The following is an 18,980-nucleotide window of genomic DNA, read 5'->3' on the forward strand; positions in this document are numbered from 1 at the left end:
AGGTCTCCTCAGCTGAATTGCAAACGAACAGAACCGAGTCCGGCGAACTCGGCGTGGAAGGCATCGCCCGGCCGGGCGTCGATGGCGCGCGTGCAGGAACCGGGCAGCACGATGTCGCCCGCCTTCAGCCGCACCCCGAAGGAGGCGACCTTGCGGGCCAGCCACGCCACCGCGATCGTCGGATCGCCGAGCACGGCGTCGCTGCGTCCCTCGGCCACCATCTCGCCGTTTCGAGTCAGCCGAGCGTCGATGTTCCTGATATCCAACAGCTCCGGGCGCACCCGCTCCGATCCGAGCACCCACCCCGCCGAGGACGCGTTGTCGGCGATGGTGTCGCACAGCGCGATATTCCAGTCCTTGATGCGGGAGTCGATGAGTTCGATGGCGGGGGCATAGGCGACCGTCGCGGCGAGCACATCCTCCTCGGTGCACTCGGCGCCCGGCAGATCCGCACCGAGCACGAAGCCGACCTCCACCTCCACCCGCGGGTACAGATACCGCGAGGTGTCGACCGGAACGTCGGAGAACACCTGCATCTCGGCGAGCAGATGCCCGTAGTCGGGTTCGTCCACACCCATCATCTGCTGCATCGCCTTCGACGACAGCCCGACCTTGTGACCGACCACCGTCGCCCCGCCGTCGACGCGGCGGCGGATGTTGATCAGCTGGATCTCATAGGCATCGACCACGTCGATCTCGGGGTGCCGGGCGACCAGCGGGTCGACCGGCACTCGCTCACGTTCGGCGGCCGCGAGCTCCGCGGCCAGTTCGCTCCGTACCGCGTCGGACAGCACGCTTGTTTCCTTCCCACTGGGGCCCGGTTGGCGGTTGAGACAGAAACTGAAACGAGTTTTCCTGCATGTTCTCGTTCCAGGAGTCCCATCTGCCAGATCAATATAGACCGAAGCTGGACCGATTCTATAACGTGTTCTACATGACTGATCGGGAATACGATGTGGTGGTGGTCGGCAGTGGCGCCGCCGGGATGACCGCCGCCCTCACCGCCGCGCACCACGGCCTGCGCGCGGTCGTCATCGAGAAGGCCGCGCACTACGGCGGGTCGACCGCCCGCAGCGGCGGTGGTGTGTGGATCCCGGGCAACAAGGCGCTGCTCGCCTCGGGTCGGCCCGACGATCGCGAAGAGGCGCGGACCTACCTGTACAACATCATCGGTGACGTCGTGCCCAAGGAGCGGATCGATACCTACATCGATCGCGGCGCGGAAGCCCTCGGCTTCGTTCTCGATCACACCCCGCTGAAGTTGCAGTGGGTGCCGGGCTATCCGGACTATTACCCGGAGGCTCCCGGTGGCCAGCCCCAGGGCCGGTCCTGCGAGCCGAAACCGTTCGACGCCATGGTTCTCGGCGAGGAGCGGTTCAACCTCGAGCCGCCGTATGCGAAGGCTCCCTTGAACGTCGTGACCACCCAGGCCGATTTCGTCCGCGTCAGCCTCATCCGTCGACATCCGAAGGGCGTGATGCGCGCACTGCGGATCGGAGCACGCACCTATTGGGCCAAGTTCACCCGCAAACATCTGGTGGGCATGGGGCAGGCGGTCATCGCGCCGATGCGCAAGGGCCTGCTGGACGCGGCCGTCCCGCTGCTGCTGAATACGCCGATGACCGGGCTGCTCGTCGAGGACGGTCGAGTCGCCGGCGTCGAGGCCACGCACGAGGGCGAGACAGTGAACTTCCGCGCCCGCTACGGGGTGGTGCTGGGTGCGGGCGGTTTCGACCACAACGCCGATATGCGGCACAAGTATCAGCGCGAACCGATCGGCACGGAGTGGACCACCGGCGCGAAGGCCAATACCGGCGACGCGATCCGCGCGGGTATGGAACTCGGCGCGGCCGTGGATTTCATGGAGGACGCCTGGTGGGGTCCGACCGTGCTCAAGGGCGATGGGCGGCCGTGGTTCTGCCTGGCAGAGCGCAATCTGCCCGGCAGCCTGATCGTCGATATGCAGGGCGAGCGGTTCTTCAACGAATCGCTCCCCTATGTCGAGGCGGTGCACAGGATGTACGGCGGTGAATACGGACAGGGCGATGGCCCGGGCGAACACGTACCGGCCTGGCTGGTATTCGATCAGCGCTACCGCAATCGCTACATCTACGCCGGATTGCAGCCGGGACAGCGCATTCCGAAGCGCTGGATGGAGAACGACAACATCGTGCAGGCCCCGACGCTGGCCGAGCTGGCCCTGCGCATCGGTGTGCCGGAACAGAATCTGGCCGACACCGTGCAGCGGTTCAACAAGTTCGCCGAGACCGGTGTCGACGAAGACTTCGGCCGCGGTGACAGCGCCTATGACCGCTACTACGGCGACCCGACCGTCAAGCCGAATCCGTGCCTGGCCGCGCTGGTGCAGGGCCCCTATTACGCCGCCAAGATGTTCCCCGGCGATCTGGGTACCAAGGGCGGCCTGGTCACCGATACCGCGGGACGGGTGCTGCGCGAGGACGGCACGGTCATCGACGGCCTGTACGCGGCCGGGAACACCTCCGCGCCGGTCATGGGCCACACCTACGCCGGTCCCGGCGCGACCATCGGTCCCGCGATCACGTTCGGCTATCTGGCGGTGCTGGATATCGTCGCCCGGGCGCAGCGGCCGGTGACCAGCGAGGCGAGCAAGTAGGAGGACACTGATGCCGATCGACCCGAAAGTCGCCCTGGGAGCAGCGCTTCCGGGCCTGGAGTTCGCGTGGACACCCTCGGACGTGCAGCTGTACCACCTCGGCCTGGGCGCGGGTGCGCGCTCGACCGATCCGGACGAGCTGCGCTATCTCGACGACCGGGATCCGCAGGTACTGCCGACGTTTGCGACCGTGGCGCCGACGCTGCGGGCGACCGAGCCGCCGCGGGTGAGTTTTCCGGGGGTGGAGATCGATCTGGCGAAGGTGGTGCACGCCCGCCAGGAGGTCGTGGTGCACCGGCCGATTCCGGCCGCCGGGAAGGCGTCGAGCAGCGGCCGCATCAGCGAGATCTGGGACAAGGGCTCGGCCGCGGTGATCGTGCAGGAGACCACGGCCACCGGCTCGGACGGGGAGCCGCTGTGGACGGCGCGCTCATCCATCTTCGCCAAGGGCGAGGGCGGTTTCGGCGGCGAGCGAGGTCCCAGCACCAGGAACGAACTGCCGGACCGGGCACCGGATTTCGACGTGATCACGCCGACGCTGCCGCAGCAGGCGCTGCTGTATCGACTGTGCGGTGACCGCAATCCGCTGCATTCGGATCCCGAATTCGCCCGTGCCGCGGGTTTTCCCAACCCGATCCTGCACGGGCTGTGCACCTACGGGGTGGTCTGCAAGACGGCCGTCGACACCGTGCTGGGCTCGAATTCGAGTCGGGTCACAGGTTTCGCGGCGCGTTTTGCGGGTGTTCTCTACCCAGGGGAAACAATTCGCTCGCGCATGTGGTTGGAAGGAAGCGAACTCACCATCGTCGCCACCGTGGTGGAACGGGAGGACGCCCCGGTACTCGGCGACGTGACACTGACCTTCTCCTCCTGACCGCCCAGCCCCGTCGCCCCGGCGCCGGAGAGTACCCGCCGGGGCGGCGGTCCACCACCCCGGCCAAAAGCGTGCCGGGGAACGAGTGGTCGGCGTGCCGGGGAACGAGTGGTCGGCAGGCCGGGGCCCAGGGCGGCATGCCGGAATATTTCAGTGCTCCGGGAAGCCCGTCGAGAACAGGACGGCGATGGCTAGGGAACAGACGACGGCTACGACCGGGATAATCCACATGCCATAGATACTACCGATAGTAGTATTACAGGGTGTCGTCGGGCGTGCGAGCGGGGGTCAGGCCCTGGACGACGAGCGCGTACAGCAGGACCACCAGGATCGGGGCGGCCAGCGGCACCCATGCCAACTGGACGGGAACCAGCGTCGCTACCACGGCGGCAGCGGCGAAGGCCAGCGCACCCGTCACCGAGGGCAGGGTGGTCGGCACGACGCCGCGGGGAGCCTGCACGGTGGCGGTGTTGAGCAGGTAGGTCGTGGCCACCACGCCCGCGGCGGCCGCCGCCAGTGCGCCGGTGTCATCCCAGGCAATGGCCGCCAGTGCGGTCAGCGCGGCGCCCACCGCGCAGATGCGCAACCGCCAGCCCGCGACCACCAGGACGAAGGTGGGGATCGCGGCCCACGGCAGGACGACAGCCACCGCCACCGTCAGCAGCAGCCCGGACAGGACGGCGAGGAATCTGGTCATCGCTTCACCCGCACGAGCCGGCGATGCTGCGGGAGCAACCGCATGATCTGGTCCAGCCGCGTCCCCTCCGGCCACGCCACGATATCGACGCCGACCGTTCCCATGTCCCGGTACATCGCGGTCCGTTCCAGCTGCCACATGCGCGCCAGGGTGGGTTCGAGATCCTCGCGAAAAGGCGTGCCGCGCAGGACATCCACGACCACCACCACGTGCCCGCGCTTGCGCAGATCGATCAGCGCCAGCGCGAACTGGGTGTCCAGCAGGGTGGAGAACGCCACGACGATCGCGCCCAGCGGCACCGCCGCGTGCGGGGCCAGGGTGCCGGAGGTGGGAATGTGTTCATCACCCACATCGAGCACGGTGTCGACGATGCGATAGAACTGCCGCCGGCCGATATCGGGCCGCAGCCAGCGCGGCGCGCGGCCCAGACAGACGACCGCGGTGCGATCCCCGGCCTGCAGCGCCGACTGTGCCACCTGTGCCGCACCGCGCACCGACAGCTCCAGCGAGTCCGACGCCGGTCCCGGCGCCTGCAGCGAGGTGTCCACCAGCACAACCACATCGGCGGCCCGGTTGGTCAGCCGCTCGGTGACGTAGAGCCGGCCGCGGCGCGCGCTCACCGGCCAGTTCACGGTGCGCAGCTGATCGCCCGGCGCGTAGGCGCGGATATCGGCGTATTCGACGCCCGGACCGTGACGGCGAGTCAGATGGGTGCCGATGCGTTCGGGAAGTTCGGTGCGCGGCAACCGCATCCGCTGCGGATCGGTGACCGGATACACGTACACCTCACCGGCGGGCAGGGATACCGACGCCACCGCCAAACCGGCCGGACTCAGCGCCGTGACCCGCACGCGGATCGGATAGCGCCCCCAGCGCCCCGTCGACATCACCAGCCGCAGACCCGCCGGTGCCGCACCGGAATCCACCGATTCCTCCACCCGCGCCTCGAGCCCGTGCGCCTGCTCCGGCTTGCAACGCAGCAGCGCATGCCCCTCCTCGACGAAGGCCGCGACATTCAGCACCACTTCCTCGGATTCGAAGCAGCGCACCACCCCCGCGCCGTCGACCTGAATCCTGGTGCGCGACATCTGTATCGATGCGGCGGCGAGCACGCCCAGCATGGGCGCGGCAAACACCACGAGTTGCCAGCGCTCCAGCATGACGGCCAGCGTGAGCGCCGGTGCCGCCACGCCCGCCAGCATGAACACCAGGGGCGCCGGCCGCCACCGCAGTTCGGCCTCGGCCACCGATGCGATATCCCGATGCCTCATGTGACGGTGGCGCGCGGAACCGGCAGCCGACGCAGCAGTTCGGCGATCACGTCCTCGCCGCGGATGCGGCGCACCCACATCTCCGGGCGCAGCGTGATGCGGTGGGCCATGGCCGGAATCGCCAGGGCCTTCACGTCTTCGGGGATCACGTAGTCGCGGCCCATGAGCAGCGCGCGGGCGCGGGACATCTGCACCAAATCCAGCTCGGCCCGCGGGCTGGCGCCGACCTCGACCTGCGGATGACCACGGGTCGCGGCGGCCAGCGCCACCACGTAGGTCACGACATCCGGGTGCACGGTGACGAATTCGACGGCTTGGCGCATCTCCAGCAGGCCCTGTGCGTCCACCACCTGGCCGATCTGCGGGGTCACCGCGCCCCGCTCCAGGCGGCGGCGAATCATCCGGGTCTCGTCCTGCTCGGACAGATAGCCCAGCCGCAGCTGTACGGCGAACCGATCCAGCTGCGCCTCGGGCAGCGGGTAGGTGCCCTCGTACTCGATGGGGTTGTCGGTGGCCAGCACGATGAACGGCTGTGGCAGCGGGAAGGTTTCGCCATCGATGCTGACCTGTCCCTCGGCCATGGCCTCCAGCAGCGCCGCCTGCGTCTTCGGCGGGGTGCGGTTGATCTCGTCGGCCAGCAGCATATTGGTGAACACCGGGCCGCGGCGGAAATTGAAGCGGCCCGAATTCATGTCGTAGATGGTCGAGCCGATCAGGTCCGCGGGCAGCAGATCCGGAGTGAACTGGACCCGGGTGAACTGCAAACCCAATGCGGCGGCGAAGGATCGGGCGATCAGCGTCTTCCCCAGACCGGGCAGGTCCTCGATCAGGACGTGGCCACCGGCCAGCACCGTGACCATGATCAGTTGCAGTTCGTCGCGCTTGCCGACCACGACGCGGGAGATCTCCCGCAGCACCGCGTCGGTGCGTTTGATGGTTGCGTCCATCGGTGTCGTCATATTCGTCACACTCGTATCAACCTTTTCACATCGACTGGAGTCGGCGCAGGATCTCGTCCAACGCCGCGCGCCCGGGTGCGCGCGTGTTGTGGTCGCGCAGCGCCGAATCGGCCGGGTCCACCCAGCGCCACAGTTCCGGGCCGAACAGCATCAGCCCGGCCGATTCGGTGGCGCGCCGGTTCTTCGTGATCCGGTGTCCGCTGGACAGTTCGAACTCCTTGGCCAGCAGCGGTCGCAGATACCGGTCCCAGTCGGCGCGCGAACCGTCGGCCCGCTCGGCGAGCATCTCGGCGCGAGCCTGCCAGCGCCGCAACATCTCCGCCGGGCCGTTATCGATCTCGTTGTCGGCCGGGTCGTTCGGCGGTTCGGCGCGCGACCGCTCGACCAGCGACCACACCAGCAGCCCCAGCGCACCCAGCACCGGCACGCCGACCAGCACCGGCAGCGCCGCGCGCTGGCTGCTCAGGGCGAGCAGTTCGACGAGTACGACCAGGGCGATCGCACCGCAGACGATGACAGATCGGATCATTGCTGTTCTCCCTGCAGGTCGTTCAGCACGATCCGCAGCAGTTGCTCGGCCCGCATGCGCTGCCACTCGAGCATGGCGTGCGGGCTGAAACGCGCCTCCTCGAACAGCGCGACCAGTTCCCGGGCCGAGGCATCGTGCAGCGCACCGCGATCGAATGCGCGGGCCAGCACCTCGGAGGGGGTGTCGGACACCAGCGGCGCCACCTCGCGGGCCTGCGCCAGGCCGCGTTCCATGGCGACATAGCAGGCGATGATCGCCTCGCGCGCATCCTGGCCGGGCGCGATCATGGCAGCCAGGCCCATCTCGGCCACCTGTGCCAGCGAGACCGCGGGTTCCGCGGCGGACGGGGCGGGGAGGTCTGGCTCGGGCACCGTGCGGGTCCGGGTGCCGAGCGCGACCACGATGAGACCGGCGATCGCGGTGGCGATCAAGGCCGCGGCGGTGACGCCGACGAACCAGAACGTGCGCCCGCTCAGCTCCGGCGTGCCGGAGAACGGGTGGGGCGTCGGCGGCGGGGATTGCAGCGTCGTCGTCGGGGTCGGACGCGCCGCCGGGGCTTCCGGTGCGGTGGATCCTCCTCCCGTCACGAGATATACGGACCAGGTGAGCGCCGCGAAGAGGGCGATGATCGCCAGAACGACGAGCACGATCAGGCCCGCCCGGCGTAGCCGCCAGGGTTGGCGCCGCCGGTCCCGGTCGCGCTCGGGCATGGCCAGCGGCAGCCGGTGCTGGCTCGTGAGCACCCCGGCGAGCAGAATCACCACCGACACCAGCGACAGCACCGGCATCAGCGCGACGGTGACCGCAGACGGCGGCGAGACCGCGTGCGGCCCACCGATTCCCGGGATGAAGCCGCGCAAGGCGAGCACGGCGAACATCAGCAGCGCGATCAGTCCGACCGCGCGCGGTATCGCCGTGCCCACCCGGCCCACCGGCCTCTCCCAAGAACATCGGTACTGCACAAACAGCCACATCGTTACATGCCGAACGGTCCGTCAGGAGGGAAATCGAAACACCAGGACATCACAAATCGGGTGTATCCCCCTGGCGGATCGTCGATCCGGCAATCGGCTGTGAAAATCCACAACGGCACCGGCCCGCATCCCGGCCGGTCCACAAAGAGATACGCCTCTATTTCGCATTAATGCAAAGGCATTGGCGCGCAATCCGAGTCGCGTTTGTACGATTTCTCACAGTTCGCCGAAATCCGCAACGAGGGAATCCGGCGAGTGCGGGAGCGTCAGTTCGCGCTCAGTACCAAGCCGGACGTGGGGACGCCGGTCCCGGCGGTGACCACGATGTTCTGCAGGCCCTGAACCTGGTTGACCGACGTTCCGCGGATTTGGCGGACGCCCTCGGCGATGCCGTTCATGCCGTGGATGTAGGCCTCGCCGAGCTGGCCGCCGTGGGTGTTCAGGGGCAGGCGGCCGCCCAGTTCGATGGCGCCGTCGGCGATGAAATCCTTGGCGTCGCCGCGGCCGCAGAAGCCCAGTTCCTCCAGCTGCATCAGGACGAAGGGGGTGAAGTGGTCGTAGAGGATGGCCGCCTGCATATCGTCCGGGCGCAGACCGCTTTGGGCCCAGAGCTGTTCGCCGACCAGGCCCATTTCCGGCAGGCCGGTCATGGCGTCGCGGTAGTAACTGGTCATGACGTATGGGTCGGAGCCGGAACCCTGTGCCGCGGCGGCGATCACGGCCGGGCGCTGCGAAAGATCGCGGGCCCGCTCGACACTGGTGATCACCAGGGCGACACCGCCGTCGGTTTCCTGGCAGCAGTCCAGCAGGTGCAGGGGCTCGGCGATCCAGCGGGAATTCTGGTGCTCCTCGAGGGTGATCGGCTTGCCGTAGAAGTGGGCGGCGGGATTGACCGCGGCATGTTTGCGATCGGCCACCGCGACCCGGCCGAAGTCGGCACTGGTGGCGCCGTACACATGCATGTATCTGCGCGCCACCATGGCCACCTGCGCCGCGGGCGTCCCCAGGCCCTGCGGATACGACCATGCCGCATCCACACCCGAGGAGGTCGGCGCGGCGGCCAATTGAGTGGAGAACTGGCCGAAGCGGTGTCCGGAGCGTTCGTTGAAGGCCCGGTAGGCGACCACCACGTCCGCAATACCGGTCGCCACCGCCATGGCGGCCTGCTGCACCGTCGCGCACGCCGCACCGCCACCGAAAGGAATATTGCTGAAGAACGTCAGATTCGGGATATCCAGCGCCCGCGCCACCGCGGCCTGGGTGTTGGTGTCCATCGTGAAGGTCGTCAGACCGTCCACATCGGCGGGTTTCAGCCCCGCGTCGTCGAGCGCGGCCGTGACCGCCTCGGCGGCCAGCCGCAATTCGCTGCGCCCGGAATCCTTGGAGAAGTCGGTGGCACCGATGCCGACGATCGCGGCCCGACCGCTGATTGAGGTACTCACGCCTTCTCCTGCAGTGCGATGACGACTTTCGCCTGAATGTGGTCGCCGAGGCTGTCGCGCCCGACCACCTCGATATGAATATCGCCACCTTCGATGGCGGTCACCGTGCCGGTCAGCGTCAGCGTGTCCCCGGCATACAGCGGCACACCCAATCGCAGCGCATTGGATTTCACCACGGCGCGGGGCCCGGCCCAGTCCGTGACGAACCGCTGTACCAGGCCCATATCGGTGAGGATATTGACGAAGATGTCCTTCGAGCCCCGCTCCACTGCCTTGTCACGATCGTGGTGCACATCCTGAAAGTCCCTGGTGGCCAACGCAGTGCTGATCACGAAGGTGGGGTCGGCGTGAATGGTCAGCTCCGGCAGCGCCGTTCCGACCTCGACGGCGGCCGGTTCCACTGTGGCGGTCATCGGATCACCTTCCAGTACGGCAGTGTGTTGTCGTCGTCGAGCTTCTCGAAGGCCACCTCGACCGGCATATCGATGCGGACCCGGTCGGGTTCGACGCCGCGCAGCTCGCCGAGCATGCGCACGCCCTCCTCGAGTTCGACCAGCGCCACCACGAACGGCAGTTGCCGCCCGGGCACCTTGGGCGCGTGATGCACCACGTAACTGAACACCGTGCCCCTCCCGGAGGCGACCACATAGTCGGGCGCCTCGGACTTGTCCTGCCACAGCGCGGGCACGGGCGGATGCCGCAGCGTGCCGTCGGGCAGACGCTGAATGCGCAGCTCGCCGAGCTCGGCTCCCTCCCAGAAGAATTCGGTGTCCTTGGAGACGATGGGCCGCACCCGCTTGCTCAGATCTTCTTGCGGCGCGGCCGGTTTCCCCGTCCCCGGTGCGAACTTCAGCATGCGGAAGCTCATTTCGGTGACCGGTTCGTCGTCGGCGTACCAGGTCAGGATGTACGTGGCGAACCAGCCCTCGCCCAACGCGGTGCGCTTGGGCCCCACCAGATCCTGCAACCGTGTCCGGGCCTGCACCCGCTCCCCGACCCGCAGGTACCGGTGGTAGGTCTGCTCGCAGTTGGTGGCCACCACCGAGGTGTATCCGGCGGCGTCGAGCAGGTCGTTGACGGCGTTCATCGGATCGTCCGACGGCCGCGACCCGCCCAGCCCGGGCATCGTCCAGACCTGCGCCATCGCGGGCGGCGCCACGATGCCCGGATGTCCGGCCGCGCGGGCGGCCTGCTCGTCCACGTAGATCGGATTGGTGTCGCCGAGTGCCTCGACCCAGTTGTTGATCATCGGCTGGTTCACCGGATCGCGGGCCAGGCGCGGGGCGCACTCCCCGGCCGCCTTGATCTGCTCACCGGCGGCGATGATCTGGTCCGCTGTCATGGTTTCCGGCACGGGAAACTCCTATCTCGGTACGCGCGGCAACTTCAGCCCGGCGGTGGCGATCAATTCGCGCATGATCTCGTTGACGCCGCCGCCGAAGGTGACCACCAGGTTCTGTTTGGTCCGCCGGTCCAGCCAGGTCGCCAGCTCGGCGGTGGCCGGATCGGCGGGATCGCCGTGACGGCCGACGATCTCCTCCGCCAAACGGCCCGCCTCTTGCAGCGCCTCGGTCGAAAAGACCTTGGTCGCCGAGGCATCGGCGATGACACCGGCTGGGTTCGCAGTGTCGATGCGGCGTCCGCGGGTCCCTCCGTGGTTACGCAAGCTGCCGCCTCCGGGCCCGTCGCTCCCACCGGTGGCCTTGTCGGCATTGGCGGCCACCTGCCAGTTCAGTAACTCGTTGAGCCGGACCATGGCGTGCATGCGACCCAGTGACCGTCGCACGTCGATTTCACCCAGCACCCCTTGCCGCAGGGCCCATTCCCGCACCCGGTCGTAGAGCTGCTCGATCTTGCCCGACGGACCGAGGCTGATCCGCTCGTGGTTGAGCTGGGTGGTGATGAGTTTCCAGCCGCCGTTCTCCTCGCCGACGAGCATGTCCGCGGGGACACGTACGTTGTCGAAATATGTTGCGTTGGTGTGGTGTGCGCCGTCGCAGGTGATGATCGGCGTCCAGGAATAACCCGGATCCTTCGTATCCACGATCAGGATCGTGATGCCGCGGTGGCGCGATTCGGCCGAACCGGTGCGGCAGGCCAGCCAGACGTAGTCGGCCTCGTGCGCGCCGGTGGTGAAGATCTTCTGCCCGTTGACGATCCAGTCGCCGTTGGCATCGCGCACCGCGCTGGTCCGCAGCGATGCCAGGTCTGTCCCGGCCTCGGGTTCGGAGTAGCCGATCGAGAAGTGCACGTCGCCGGACAGGATGGCGGGCAGGAACTTCTGCTTCTGCTCCTCGGTGCCGAACTGCTGCAGGGTCGGGCCGACCGTCATCAGCGTCACCAACGGCAGCGGTACGTCCGCGCGCGCGGCCTCGTTGTAGAAGATCTGCTGTTCGACCGGCCCGAAACCCTGCCCCCCGTATTCCTTCGGCCAGCCCACGCCGAGCCAGCCGTCGCGGCCCATGCGCCGCACCACCGCGCGGTAGGCGTCGCCGTGCCGATTGACCGCCATCTCGGCCTCCTCCTCGGGAGTGACGAGATCGGCGAAATACGAACGTAAGTCGTCGCGCAGTCGGCGCTGCTCGGGCGTCAGGTCGATGAACATCGGGCTCCCAAACGATCCAGCCGGAACGACGCGCCGCCGAGCCAGCGGGCGATGTCCTTGGCCTGTGAGTAGTAGCGATGCAGCGGATGGGTCACATCGACCCCGATACCGCCGTGCAGGTGATGACATTTCTGCAGGGCCGCGGGCAGTTCGGAGCTGACGCAGTAGGCCAGCACGTCCAGGTCGTCATCGATCCGATCCTGGTGTTCCGGGCTCGAGTCCTCCTGGGCCAGGGTCCAATTCGCCGACACCGCGGCCGCGTGCAGGGTGCGCGAGACGACGTAGATATCGGCGATCTGCTGCGCCACCGCCTGGAATTCGGCCAGCGGCCGGCCGAACTGATGCCGGGTCCGCACATGTTCGGCGGTCAGCGTCAGCGCCCCCTTCACCAGCCCGTCGGCGACCGAACCGATCGAGGCCAGCGCCAGGCGGTGCAGCGCGGCGATGCCGTCCGGCAACAGCTGTTCGGCCGGGATCTCGGCGGCGTCGAAATGCACGGAGAACTCCGGTGCTCCGGTCGAGGCCGGACTCTCCAGCAGCGTCACTCCCGGCGCGGCGGTGTCGACGACGGCGATCCCGGCATCGGTCGGCACCAGCATCCACTGCGCCTGCCCGGCATACGGGACGGCCACCTTGTGTCCGGTGATCCGCACCGTGGCGCCGTCGGCGACGGCGACCGTCTCCGGCTTCACCGCGAACGGCGCGCCCGGCTCGTTCAATGCCGCGGTGAGGATCGCGCCCTTGGCGACGGCCGGAAAGATCCGCTCCGCCAGCGCGTCCGGCACACCGCCGAGCAGCGGCAGCACGCCGAAGCCCAGCGTCGCCAGCGCCGGCACCTGCGCGGCGTCGGTGGCCAGCTCGGTCAGCATGGTCGAAACCTCGAGCAGGCCCATCTCGTCACCGCCGAATCGCTCCGGTAGTGCGACCGACAGCAATCCGCTGTCGACGAGTGCGGGCCACAGCGACATATCACGCGCGCTGTCGCGCTCCAGCAAACTTACGACAACCTCGGCGACCGCATCCTGGCTCTCGTCCCTGTCGAAATCCAATTCAGTGCTCCCGTGTGAGGTGTGGACTTCAGCTGTGCGATTCGCGCGGGAGTCCGAGAATCCGTTCACCGGCCACGGTCAAAAGGATCTGCTCGGTACCCCCTGCAATCGACAAACAGCGCGTTAGCAGGAATTCTTTCACCACATCCGATTCCTGCGCGCCCGCCACACCAGCGAGTTCGACAGCGAATTCGGCGACCGCCTGCCGATGGCGCACACCGACCAGTTTGCGCACACTACTTTGCGGTCCGGGATCCACACCCGCCAACATGCGCTGGGCGGCACGGGTTTCCAGCAACAGCCCGGCGACGGCATCGGACACCAAAACGCCCAGCCGATCCGCGATCAGTTCCGCGCCCGGACCTGCGGTCGGCGCGGTGGCGATCAACATCTCGAGTTCGTCGCCGATTCCGCCGCCGCCCATGGCGACCCGTTCCGAGGACAATGTGGATCGCGCGATTTTCCATCCTGCGCCCAGTTCACCGACCAGACAGTCGTCGGGGACGAATACGTCGTCGAGGAACACCTCGGAAAAGCGTGCCTCGCCGGTGATCTGCACCAGCGGGCGCACCTCGATACCCGGACTCGACATATCCACGAGGAAATAACTGATGCCGCGGTGTTTGGGGACCGAGACATCCGTGCGAGCCAGACATATCGCCCAATTGGCCACATTCGTCAGTGACGTCCACACCTTTTGGCCGCGCAGCCGCCAACCGCCGTCCACACGGGTTGCCGTGGTACGCAAGGCCGCCAGATCCGACCCGGCGTCGGGTTCGCTGAACAGCTGGCACCAGATAACCTCGCCCCGCAGCGTGGGGCTCACGAAGCGTTCGATCTGTTCGGGGGTGCCGTACTGCAGCAGCGTCGGCACCGCCCAGTTGCCGATCTGGATATCGGGCACGGTGATTCCGGCGCGGCGTACCTGCTCGTCGATCAGGGTGCGCAGGATCGGGCCCGCGCCGCGTCCGTACGGAGGCGGCCAGTGCGGTGCCAGTAACCCGGTGTCGGCGAGGGCATTCCGCTGCTGTTCGGGCGGGAGGGCGGCGATGCGCGCCAGCTCCGCGGCCAATTCGGCGGCCCCGGCGGCGTCGAGCCCCACGGCCTCCCACGCCTCGGCGTTCAGCTCGTCACCGTCGAAGCCGAGATCCACGCCGACCGTGCGCCGGCGGCCCTGCCGCACGAGTTCGGTGACCCGCGCCCGCCACACGGCCGATCCGCCGAGCAACTGCCGCAGGGCGACCGCGCGGCGCAGATACAGGTGCGCGTCGTGCTCCCAGGTGAATCCGATGCCGCCGAGCACTTGGATGCAGTCCTTGGCCGTCTCCACCGCCGCATCGAGCGCGATCGCCAGCGCGATGGCGGCGGCCAGCGGCAACTCCTCGGTGCGGGTGTCCACGGCCGCGGCGGCGTCGGCGGCCACCGCCCGGATCAACTCGGCCCGGCACAGCATCCACGCGCAGATGTGCTTGACCGCCTGGAATTCACCGATCTTGCGGCCGAACTGCTCCCGCACCTTGGCGTACTCGGCGGCGGTCTCGAGGCACCAGCCCGCGATCCCGGCGGCCTCGGCGGCGACGAGCGCGGCCGCCACATCGGTGACCGCCCAAGGGGGCTCGAAGGTGTCCGCGGCGGGCACTCGCACCCCGGAGCATTCGACGCGGGCGAGCGGGGTGCTCGCGTCCAAGGGCGGTAACGGGGTTATGCGCACTCCGTCGGTGCCGGGGCGTACCAAGCACCAGCGGTCCCGGCCGGGCAGCAAGACGGCCGTCCCCTCCGCAGCACCGATCACCGTCCCCCAGGCGCCGGTCAGCTCCAGTTCGCCGGTTTCATTGCGAGACAGGGCAACCGGGTCACCCAGCGCGATCCCGCACGGGGTATTCTCGTCGAGTGCACCGCCGGTAACGAGGCCGGCGAGCGCGGTCGCCAGCACCGGACCACCCACCAGATCGTGTGCCGCCTGCTCGATCAAGACGGCCAGGTCGCCGACGGTTCCGTCGGCGCCCCCGGCGGCCTCGGGCACCGCGACGCGGAAAATGCCCAGATCCACCAGGCTCGGCCAGAACTCGCGCCAGTAGTCGGGGATGCCACTGCGCATTGTTGCAATCGGGCGTACCGACGCGGACCACCCGCGCATCGACTCCTGGACGGCTTTATGCTCGTCAGTGGTGGCAATGGTCACACTGCGTACCGCCTTTCCGGCGTGACTCACACACTTAGAACATGTTCTAATATTCCAGCCGGGCGGAAGTCAAGAGACCGTCCGCGACGAACACCGACGCACGACCCCGCGAGCTACGTTTGCAGGAAAGGACTTTCACCGATGGCCAGTCCCTCCCGAGAGCAGGCAGCCGACTCGGGTGCGCCGAACGGTAACCGCCCTCGCGCCACCCCGGTGACCACGCTCAGCGAGGACGAGCTGAGTTCGGCCGCACAGCGGGAGCGGCGCAAGCGCATCCTCGATGCCACCCTGGCCCTGGCATCCAAGGGCGGCTACGACGCCGTGCAGATGCGCGCGGTCGCCGAGCGCGCCGATGTCGCCGTCGGCACCCTCTACCGGTATTTCCCCTCCAAGGTGCACCTGCTGGTCTCGGCGCTGGCGCGGGAGTTCGAACAGTTCGAGAGCAAGCGCAAACCGCTGTCGGGGCAGACTCCGCGCGAGCGCATGCATCTGCTGCTCAACTACGTCACCCGGGCCATGCAGCGCGACCCGCTGCTCACCGAGGCCATGACCCGGGCGTTCATGTTCGCCGACGCCTCGGCCGCCGCCGAGGTGGACCGGGTCGGCCGGGTGATGGACCGGTTCTTCGCCCGCGCCATCGAGGACGGCGAGCCCAGCGATCGCGACCTGGCCATCGCGCGGGTGATCAGTGACGTGTGGATGTCCAACCTGGTGGCGTGGCTGACCCGGCGGGCCTCCGCGACGGACGTCACAGAGCGACTGGAACTGACCGTCGACCTGCTGCTGGGCGACAAAACGTAAGAAGTTTGCCCGTTGTTCCGCGTGGCAAACCAGCTAACGTACGGCAGGAGACCGCACAATCGGGGATGCGCACGGCGAGGCGTCTGTAAACGTCTCGTATCACTGCGCGAACAAGCGAGCAAACCCCACCCAGTAGAGTTTCTCGCGCCCTGACATTTCTCCTCCGATCACTAGGTTGGATGCGTGAGCGCACAGGATCTGCCACAGGAACTTCGCCGTGCCTTGTCGGCCGTAGCCCGCATGCCACGGCTACTGGTCGCATCGGACTACGACGGGACTATCGCGCCCATCGTGTCCGATCCGGCGAAGGCCTATCCCCATCGGGAATCGGTGAGCGCGCTGCGTGCGCTCGCCGGCCTCACCGCCACCACGGCGGCCGTCATCTCCGGCCGGGCTTTACGTGACCTCGCGGCGCTGTCCCGGCTCCCGGTCGAGGTGCAACTGATCGGAAGCCACGGTTCGGAATTCGACGTCGGCTTCGTGCACGCCATCGACAACGACGCCAAACAGCTACTGCAGGAAGTACAGAACGCCCTCACCCGCATCGCCGAGAACAATCCCGGCGCCGCGGTCGAGACCAAACCCGCCAGTGTCGCCCTGCACGTGCGCAACGCCTCCCCCGAGGTCGGCCGGCGCGCGCTGCAGCAGGCCCGGCAGGGTCCGGCCAGCTGGGTGGGCGTGCAGGTCACCGAGGGCAAAGCCGTTATCGAACTGGCGGTCATCCAGACCGACAAGGGCGACGCACTGGACATCATCCGGCATCAGGAGGGCGCCTCGGCCGCGGTCTTCTTCGGTGACGACGTCACCGACGAGAAGGCCTTCGCGCGGCTGTCGGGTCCCGACGTCGGCATCAAGGTGGGCGACGGCGAGAGCCTCGCCAAATACCGCGTGGCCAGCACCGAGGAGGTGGCCAAGGCCCTGGCGTTCCTGCTCGAAGAGCGGCGCACCTGGCTGGCCGGTGCCTCCGCCCCCCGAATCGAACGGCTGACCATGCTGGCCAGCCCCCGATCCAAGGCCCTGGTGACCCCCGACGGCACGGTCACCTGGTTCTGCCATCCCGAACCGGATTCCGCGGCGGTGTTCGCGCACCTGCTGGGCGGCCCGGAGGCCGGGCACTTCACCGTCGCGCCGGAACGGCCCGGGCTGCCGCTGTCGCAGCGCTATGTCGACGGCACCATGACCGTCGAAACCCGGTGGGCCAGTCTGCAGGTGGTCGACTATCTGCCGCACGACGTGGCGCCCGAGCGCACCGACCTGACCCGCGTGATCACCGGTGACGCGCGGGCCGTGGTGACCTTCGCGCCGCGGCCGGAGTTCGGTCAGGTGCCGGTGACTCTGCAACGCGAGCCGGCGGGTCTGCGGGTGCACGGCACCAACGATCCGATCGTCTTGCGCTCGCCGGGCGTGCAGTGGGAGATCGTCGAGGAGGGCATCCACCAGACCGCCCGCGCGGTGATCGATCCCTCGCGCGGACCGGTCGTGCTCGAAATGCGCTGCGGCACCTCGGACCTGGCCCCGGCCATGGCCGGTGAGCTGGAGCGGCGGCGCGAGGCCGAGCGGTACTGGCGCGACTGGGCCGAGCAGCTGGAGCTGCCGCCGCTGAAGCCGGATCTGATGAAGCGCTCCGCGCTGACGCTGCGCGGTCTCGTGCATCAGCCCTCGGGGTCGATCCTGGCCGCGGCCACCACCTCGCTGCCCGAGGACATCGGCGGCGTGCGCAACTGGGACTACCGGTACTGCTGGCTGCGCGACGCCTCGCTGACCGCGCATGCGCTGGTGGCCCTGGGCTCGTTGAACGAGGCCGAGGAGTTCCTGGCCTGGGTGCATCGGGTGCTGGAGACGCTGGCCGGTCCGGAGCGCCTGCATCCGCTCTACACCCTCTACGGCGAGACGCTGCCGCCCGAGGCCGTACTCGACCAGCTGCCCGGCTATGCCGGTTCGCGGCCGGTGCGCGTCGGCAACGCGGCGAATATGCAGGTGCAGCTGGACGTGTTCGGGCCGATCGTGGACCTCATCGCCGCCCTGGCCGATGCGCGGGAGCACAAGGGCATCACCAATCCCGCCAAGGCGCTGCCGGACGAGGACTGGGAGCTGGTGCACGCCATGGTGTCCGCGGTGCAGCGGCGCTGGCGCGAACCCGACCACGGCATCTGGGAAATCCGCGGCAATCCGCGCCATCACGTGTATTCGAAGGTGATGGGCTGGCTGACCGTCGATCGCGCCCTGAAGCTGGCCGAGAAGTTCCACCGCATGGTCGACCCGGCCTGGGCGGAGCTGCGCGAGACCATCGCCGAGGAGGTCAAGGCCAAGGGCTGGAACGACGAGGTGCAGTCCTACACCGCCGCCTACGACGGCACCGATCTGGATGCGGCGACCCTGCACATCGGGCTGAGCGGGCTGATCGACCCGTCCGATCCGCGGTTCGCGGCCACCGTCGTGGCCACCGAGGCGGAGCTGCGCAGCGGGTCGACGGTGTATCGCTACCACCACGACGACGGCCTGCCCGGCGGCGAGGGCGGTTTCCACCTGTGTGCCGCCTGGCTGGTGGAGGCCTATCTGCTGATCGGCAAGCGCTCGGACGCCGAGGCCCTGTTCGCCCAGCTGGTGGACGTGGCGGGCCCGACCGGCCTACTGAGCGAGGAGTACGACCCCGTAGCCGAGCGTTCCCTGGGCAACCACCCCCAGGCCTACAGCCACCTCGGCCTCCTGCGCTGCGCCCAACTGCTGAGCCAGCCCGTCCCCGCCCTGGCCCAGAACTCCTGACCCAGGCCCCAGCCCGCGCTCGGATCCGGCAACCCCTTCCGAGCCGCGGGCGCCCTCCGGCCATCTCGGCATCCCGATATAGGACCGCACCCCAAGGCACCGCGCTCGGGCCGGGCCGACCGTGCCACGCCCAGGATGTGAGTGGAACCAGCCCCGCAGACCGCCACCCCACACCCGCAGGGCGGCACCCAGCCATCGC

General features: G+C 68.3%; 16 protein-coding genes. 4 read left to right on the plus strand and 12 right to left on the minus strand.

Annotation, left to right across the window (positions count from 1 at the left end):
• Window positions 1-8: 8 nt before the first annotated feature.
• Window positions 9-794 (minus strand): 2-keto-4-pentenoate hydratase, encoded by a 786-nt coding sequence (locus IU452_RS29970; protein WP_195112549.1) that lies wholly within the window; start codon window positions 792-794, stop codon window positions 9-11.
• Between the two features lie 140 nt (window positions 795-934).
• Between IU452_RS29970 and kstD the strand changes: the two genes are divergently transcribed.
• Together kstD and IU452_RS29980 are read left to right on the plus strand one after the other, a co-directional pair.
• Window positions 935-2,635 carry a 3-oxosteroid 1-dehydrogenase gene (gene kstD / locus IU452_RS29975; RefSeq protein WP_195112550.1) on the plus strand — a complete coding sequence of 567 codons (1,701 nt, stop codon included), beginning with the start codon at window positions 935-937 and terminating at the stop codon, window positions 2,633-2,635.
• Window positions 2,636-2,645: 10 nt separating this feature from the next.
• Complete coding sequence (locus IU452_RS29980) at window positions 2,646-3,509, plus strand: MaoC/PaaZ C-terminal domain-containing protein (protein WP_195112551.1); 864 nt, start codon at window positions 2,646-2,648, stop codon at window positions 3,507-3,509.
• Between the two features lie 256 nt (window positions 3,510-3,765).
• Here IU452_RS29980 and IU452_RS29985 read toward each other — a convergent pair whose 3' ends face one another.
• From IU452_RS29985 to IU452_RS30035, 11 genes are all read right to left on the minus strand, one after another.
• Entirely contained in the window at window positions 3,766-4,206 is a 441-nt protein-coding gene (locus IU452_RS29985; protein WP_195112552.1) for a hypothetical protein, read from the minus strand.
• Window positions 4,203-5,477, minus strand: coding sequence for a DUF58 domain-containing protein (locus IU452_RS29990; protein WP_195112553.1), 1,275 nt, complete (start codon window positions 5,475-5,477; stop codon window positions 4,203-4,205). Before IU452_RS29990 ends, IU452_RS29985 begins: the two co-directional genes overlap by 4 nt.
• Window positions 5,474-6,436, minus strand: a complete 963-nt coding sequence (locus IU452_RS29995; protein ID WP_195112554.1) for an AAA family ATPase — start codon at window positions 6,434-6,436, stop codon at window positions 5,474-5,476. The genes IU452_RS29990 and IU452_RS29995 overlap by 4 nt, the downstream gene beginning before the upstream one ends.
• Window positions 6,437-6,461: 25 nt before the next feature.
• Window positions 6,462-6,965 (minus strand): hypothetical protein, encoded by a 504-nt coding sequence (locus tag IU452_RS30000; protein WP_195112555.1) that lies wholly within the window; start codon window positions 6,963-6,965, stop codon window positions 6,462-6,464.
• On the minus strand, window positions 6,962-7,897 hold the full coding sequence (locus IU452_RS30005; RefSeq protein ID WP_324192895.1) for a DUF4129 domain-containing protein: 936 nt from the start codon (window positions 7,895-7,897) through the stop codon (window positions 6,962-6,964). Before IU452_RS30005 ends, IU452_RS30000 begins: the two co-directional genes overlap by 4 nt.
• Before the next feature lie 308 nt (window positions 7,898-8,205).
• A complete protein-coding gene (locus IU452_RS30010) occupies window positions 8,206-9,381 on the minus strand; it encodes a lipid-transfer protein (protein WP_195112557.1) in 1,176 nt (391 codons plus the stop codon).
• A complete protein-coding gene (locus tag IU452_RS30015) occupies window positions 9,378-9,794 on the minus strand; it encodes a MaoC family dehydratase (RefSeq protein WP_195112558.1) in 417 nt (138 codons plus the stop codon). Before IU452_RS30015 ends, IU452_RS30010 begins: the two co-directional genes overlap by 4 nt.
• Window positions 9,791-10,723 (minus strand): bifunctional MaoC family dehydratase N-terminal/OB-fold nucleic acid binding domain-containing protein, encoded by a 933-nt coding sequence (locus IU452_RS30020; protein WP_195112609.1) that lies wholly within the window; start codon window positions 10,721-10,723, stop codon window positions 9,791-9,793. Before IU452_RS30020 ends, IU452_RS30015 begins: the two co-directional genes overlap by 4 nt.
• Before the next feature lie 21 nt (window positions 10,724-10,744).
• Entirely contained in the window at window positions 10,745-11,986 is a 1,242-nt protein-coding gene (locus IU452_RS30025) for an acyl-CoA dehydrogenase family protein (protein ID WP_195112559.1), read from the minus strand.
• Window positions 11,971-13,035, minus strand: coding sequence for an acyl-CoA dehydrogenase family protein (locus tag IU452_RS30030; protein WP_195112560.1), 1,065 nt, complete (start codon window positions 13,033-13,035; stop codon window positions 11,971-11,973). The genes IU452_RS30025 and IU452_RS30030 overlap by 16 nt, the downstream gene beginning before the upstream one ends.
• Before the next feature lie 28 nt (window positions 13,036-13,063).
• Window positions 13,064-15,217 carry an acyl-CoA dehydrogenase family protein gene (locus IU452_RS30035; RefSeq protein WP_195112561.1) on the minus strand — a complete coding sequence of 718 codons (2,154 nt, stop codon included), beginning with the start codon at window positions 15,215-15,217 and terminating at the stop codon, window positions 13,064-13,066.
• 141 nt (window positions 15,218-15,358) lie between these two features.
• Here IU452_RS30035 and kstR point away from each other — a divergent pair, with 141 nt between their 5' ends.
• Window positions 15,359-16,018: a cholesterol catabolism transcriptional regulator KstR gene (kstR, locus tag IU452_RS30040; protein ID WP_195112562.1), complete on the plus strand. Its 660-nt coding sequence runs from the start codon at window positions 15,359-15,361 to the stop codon at window positions 16,016-16,018.
• A 183-nt stretch (window positions 16,019-16,201) separates the two neighbouring features.
• Window positions 16,202-18,781 carry a trehalose-phosphatase gene (gene otsB, locus IU452_RS30045; RefSeq protein ID WP_195112563.1) on the plus strand — a complete coding sequence of 860 codons (2,580 nt, stop codon included), beginning with the start codon at window positions 16,202-16,204 and terminating at the stop codon, window positions 18,779-18,781.
• Window positions 18,782-18,980: the final 199 nt, after the last annotated feature.

It is taken from the genome of Nocardia transvalensis, from assembly GCF_015477765.1.
GTDB classification, from domain to species: domain Bacteria; phylum Actinomycetota; class Actinomycetes; order Mycobacteriales; family Mycobacteriaceae; genus Nocardia; species Nocardia transvalensis_A.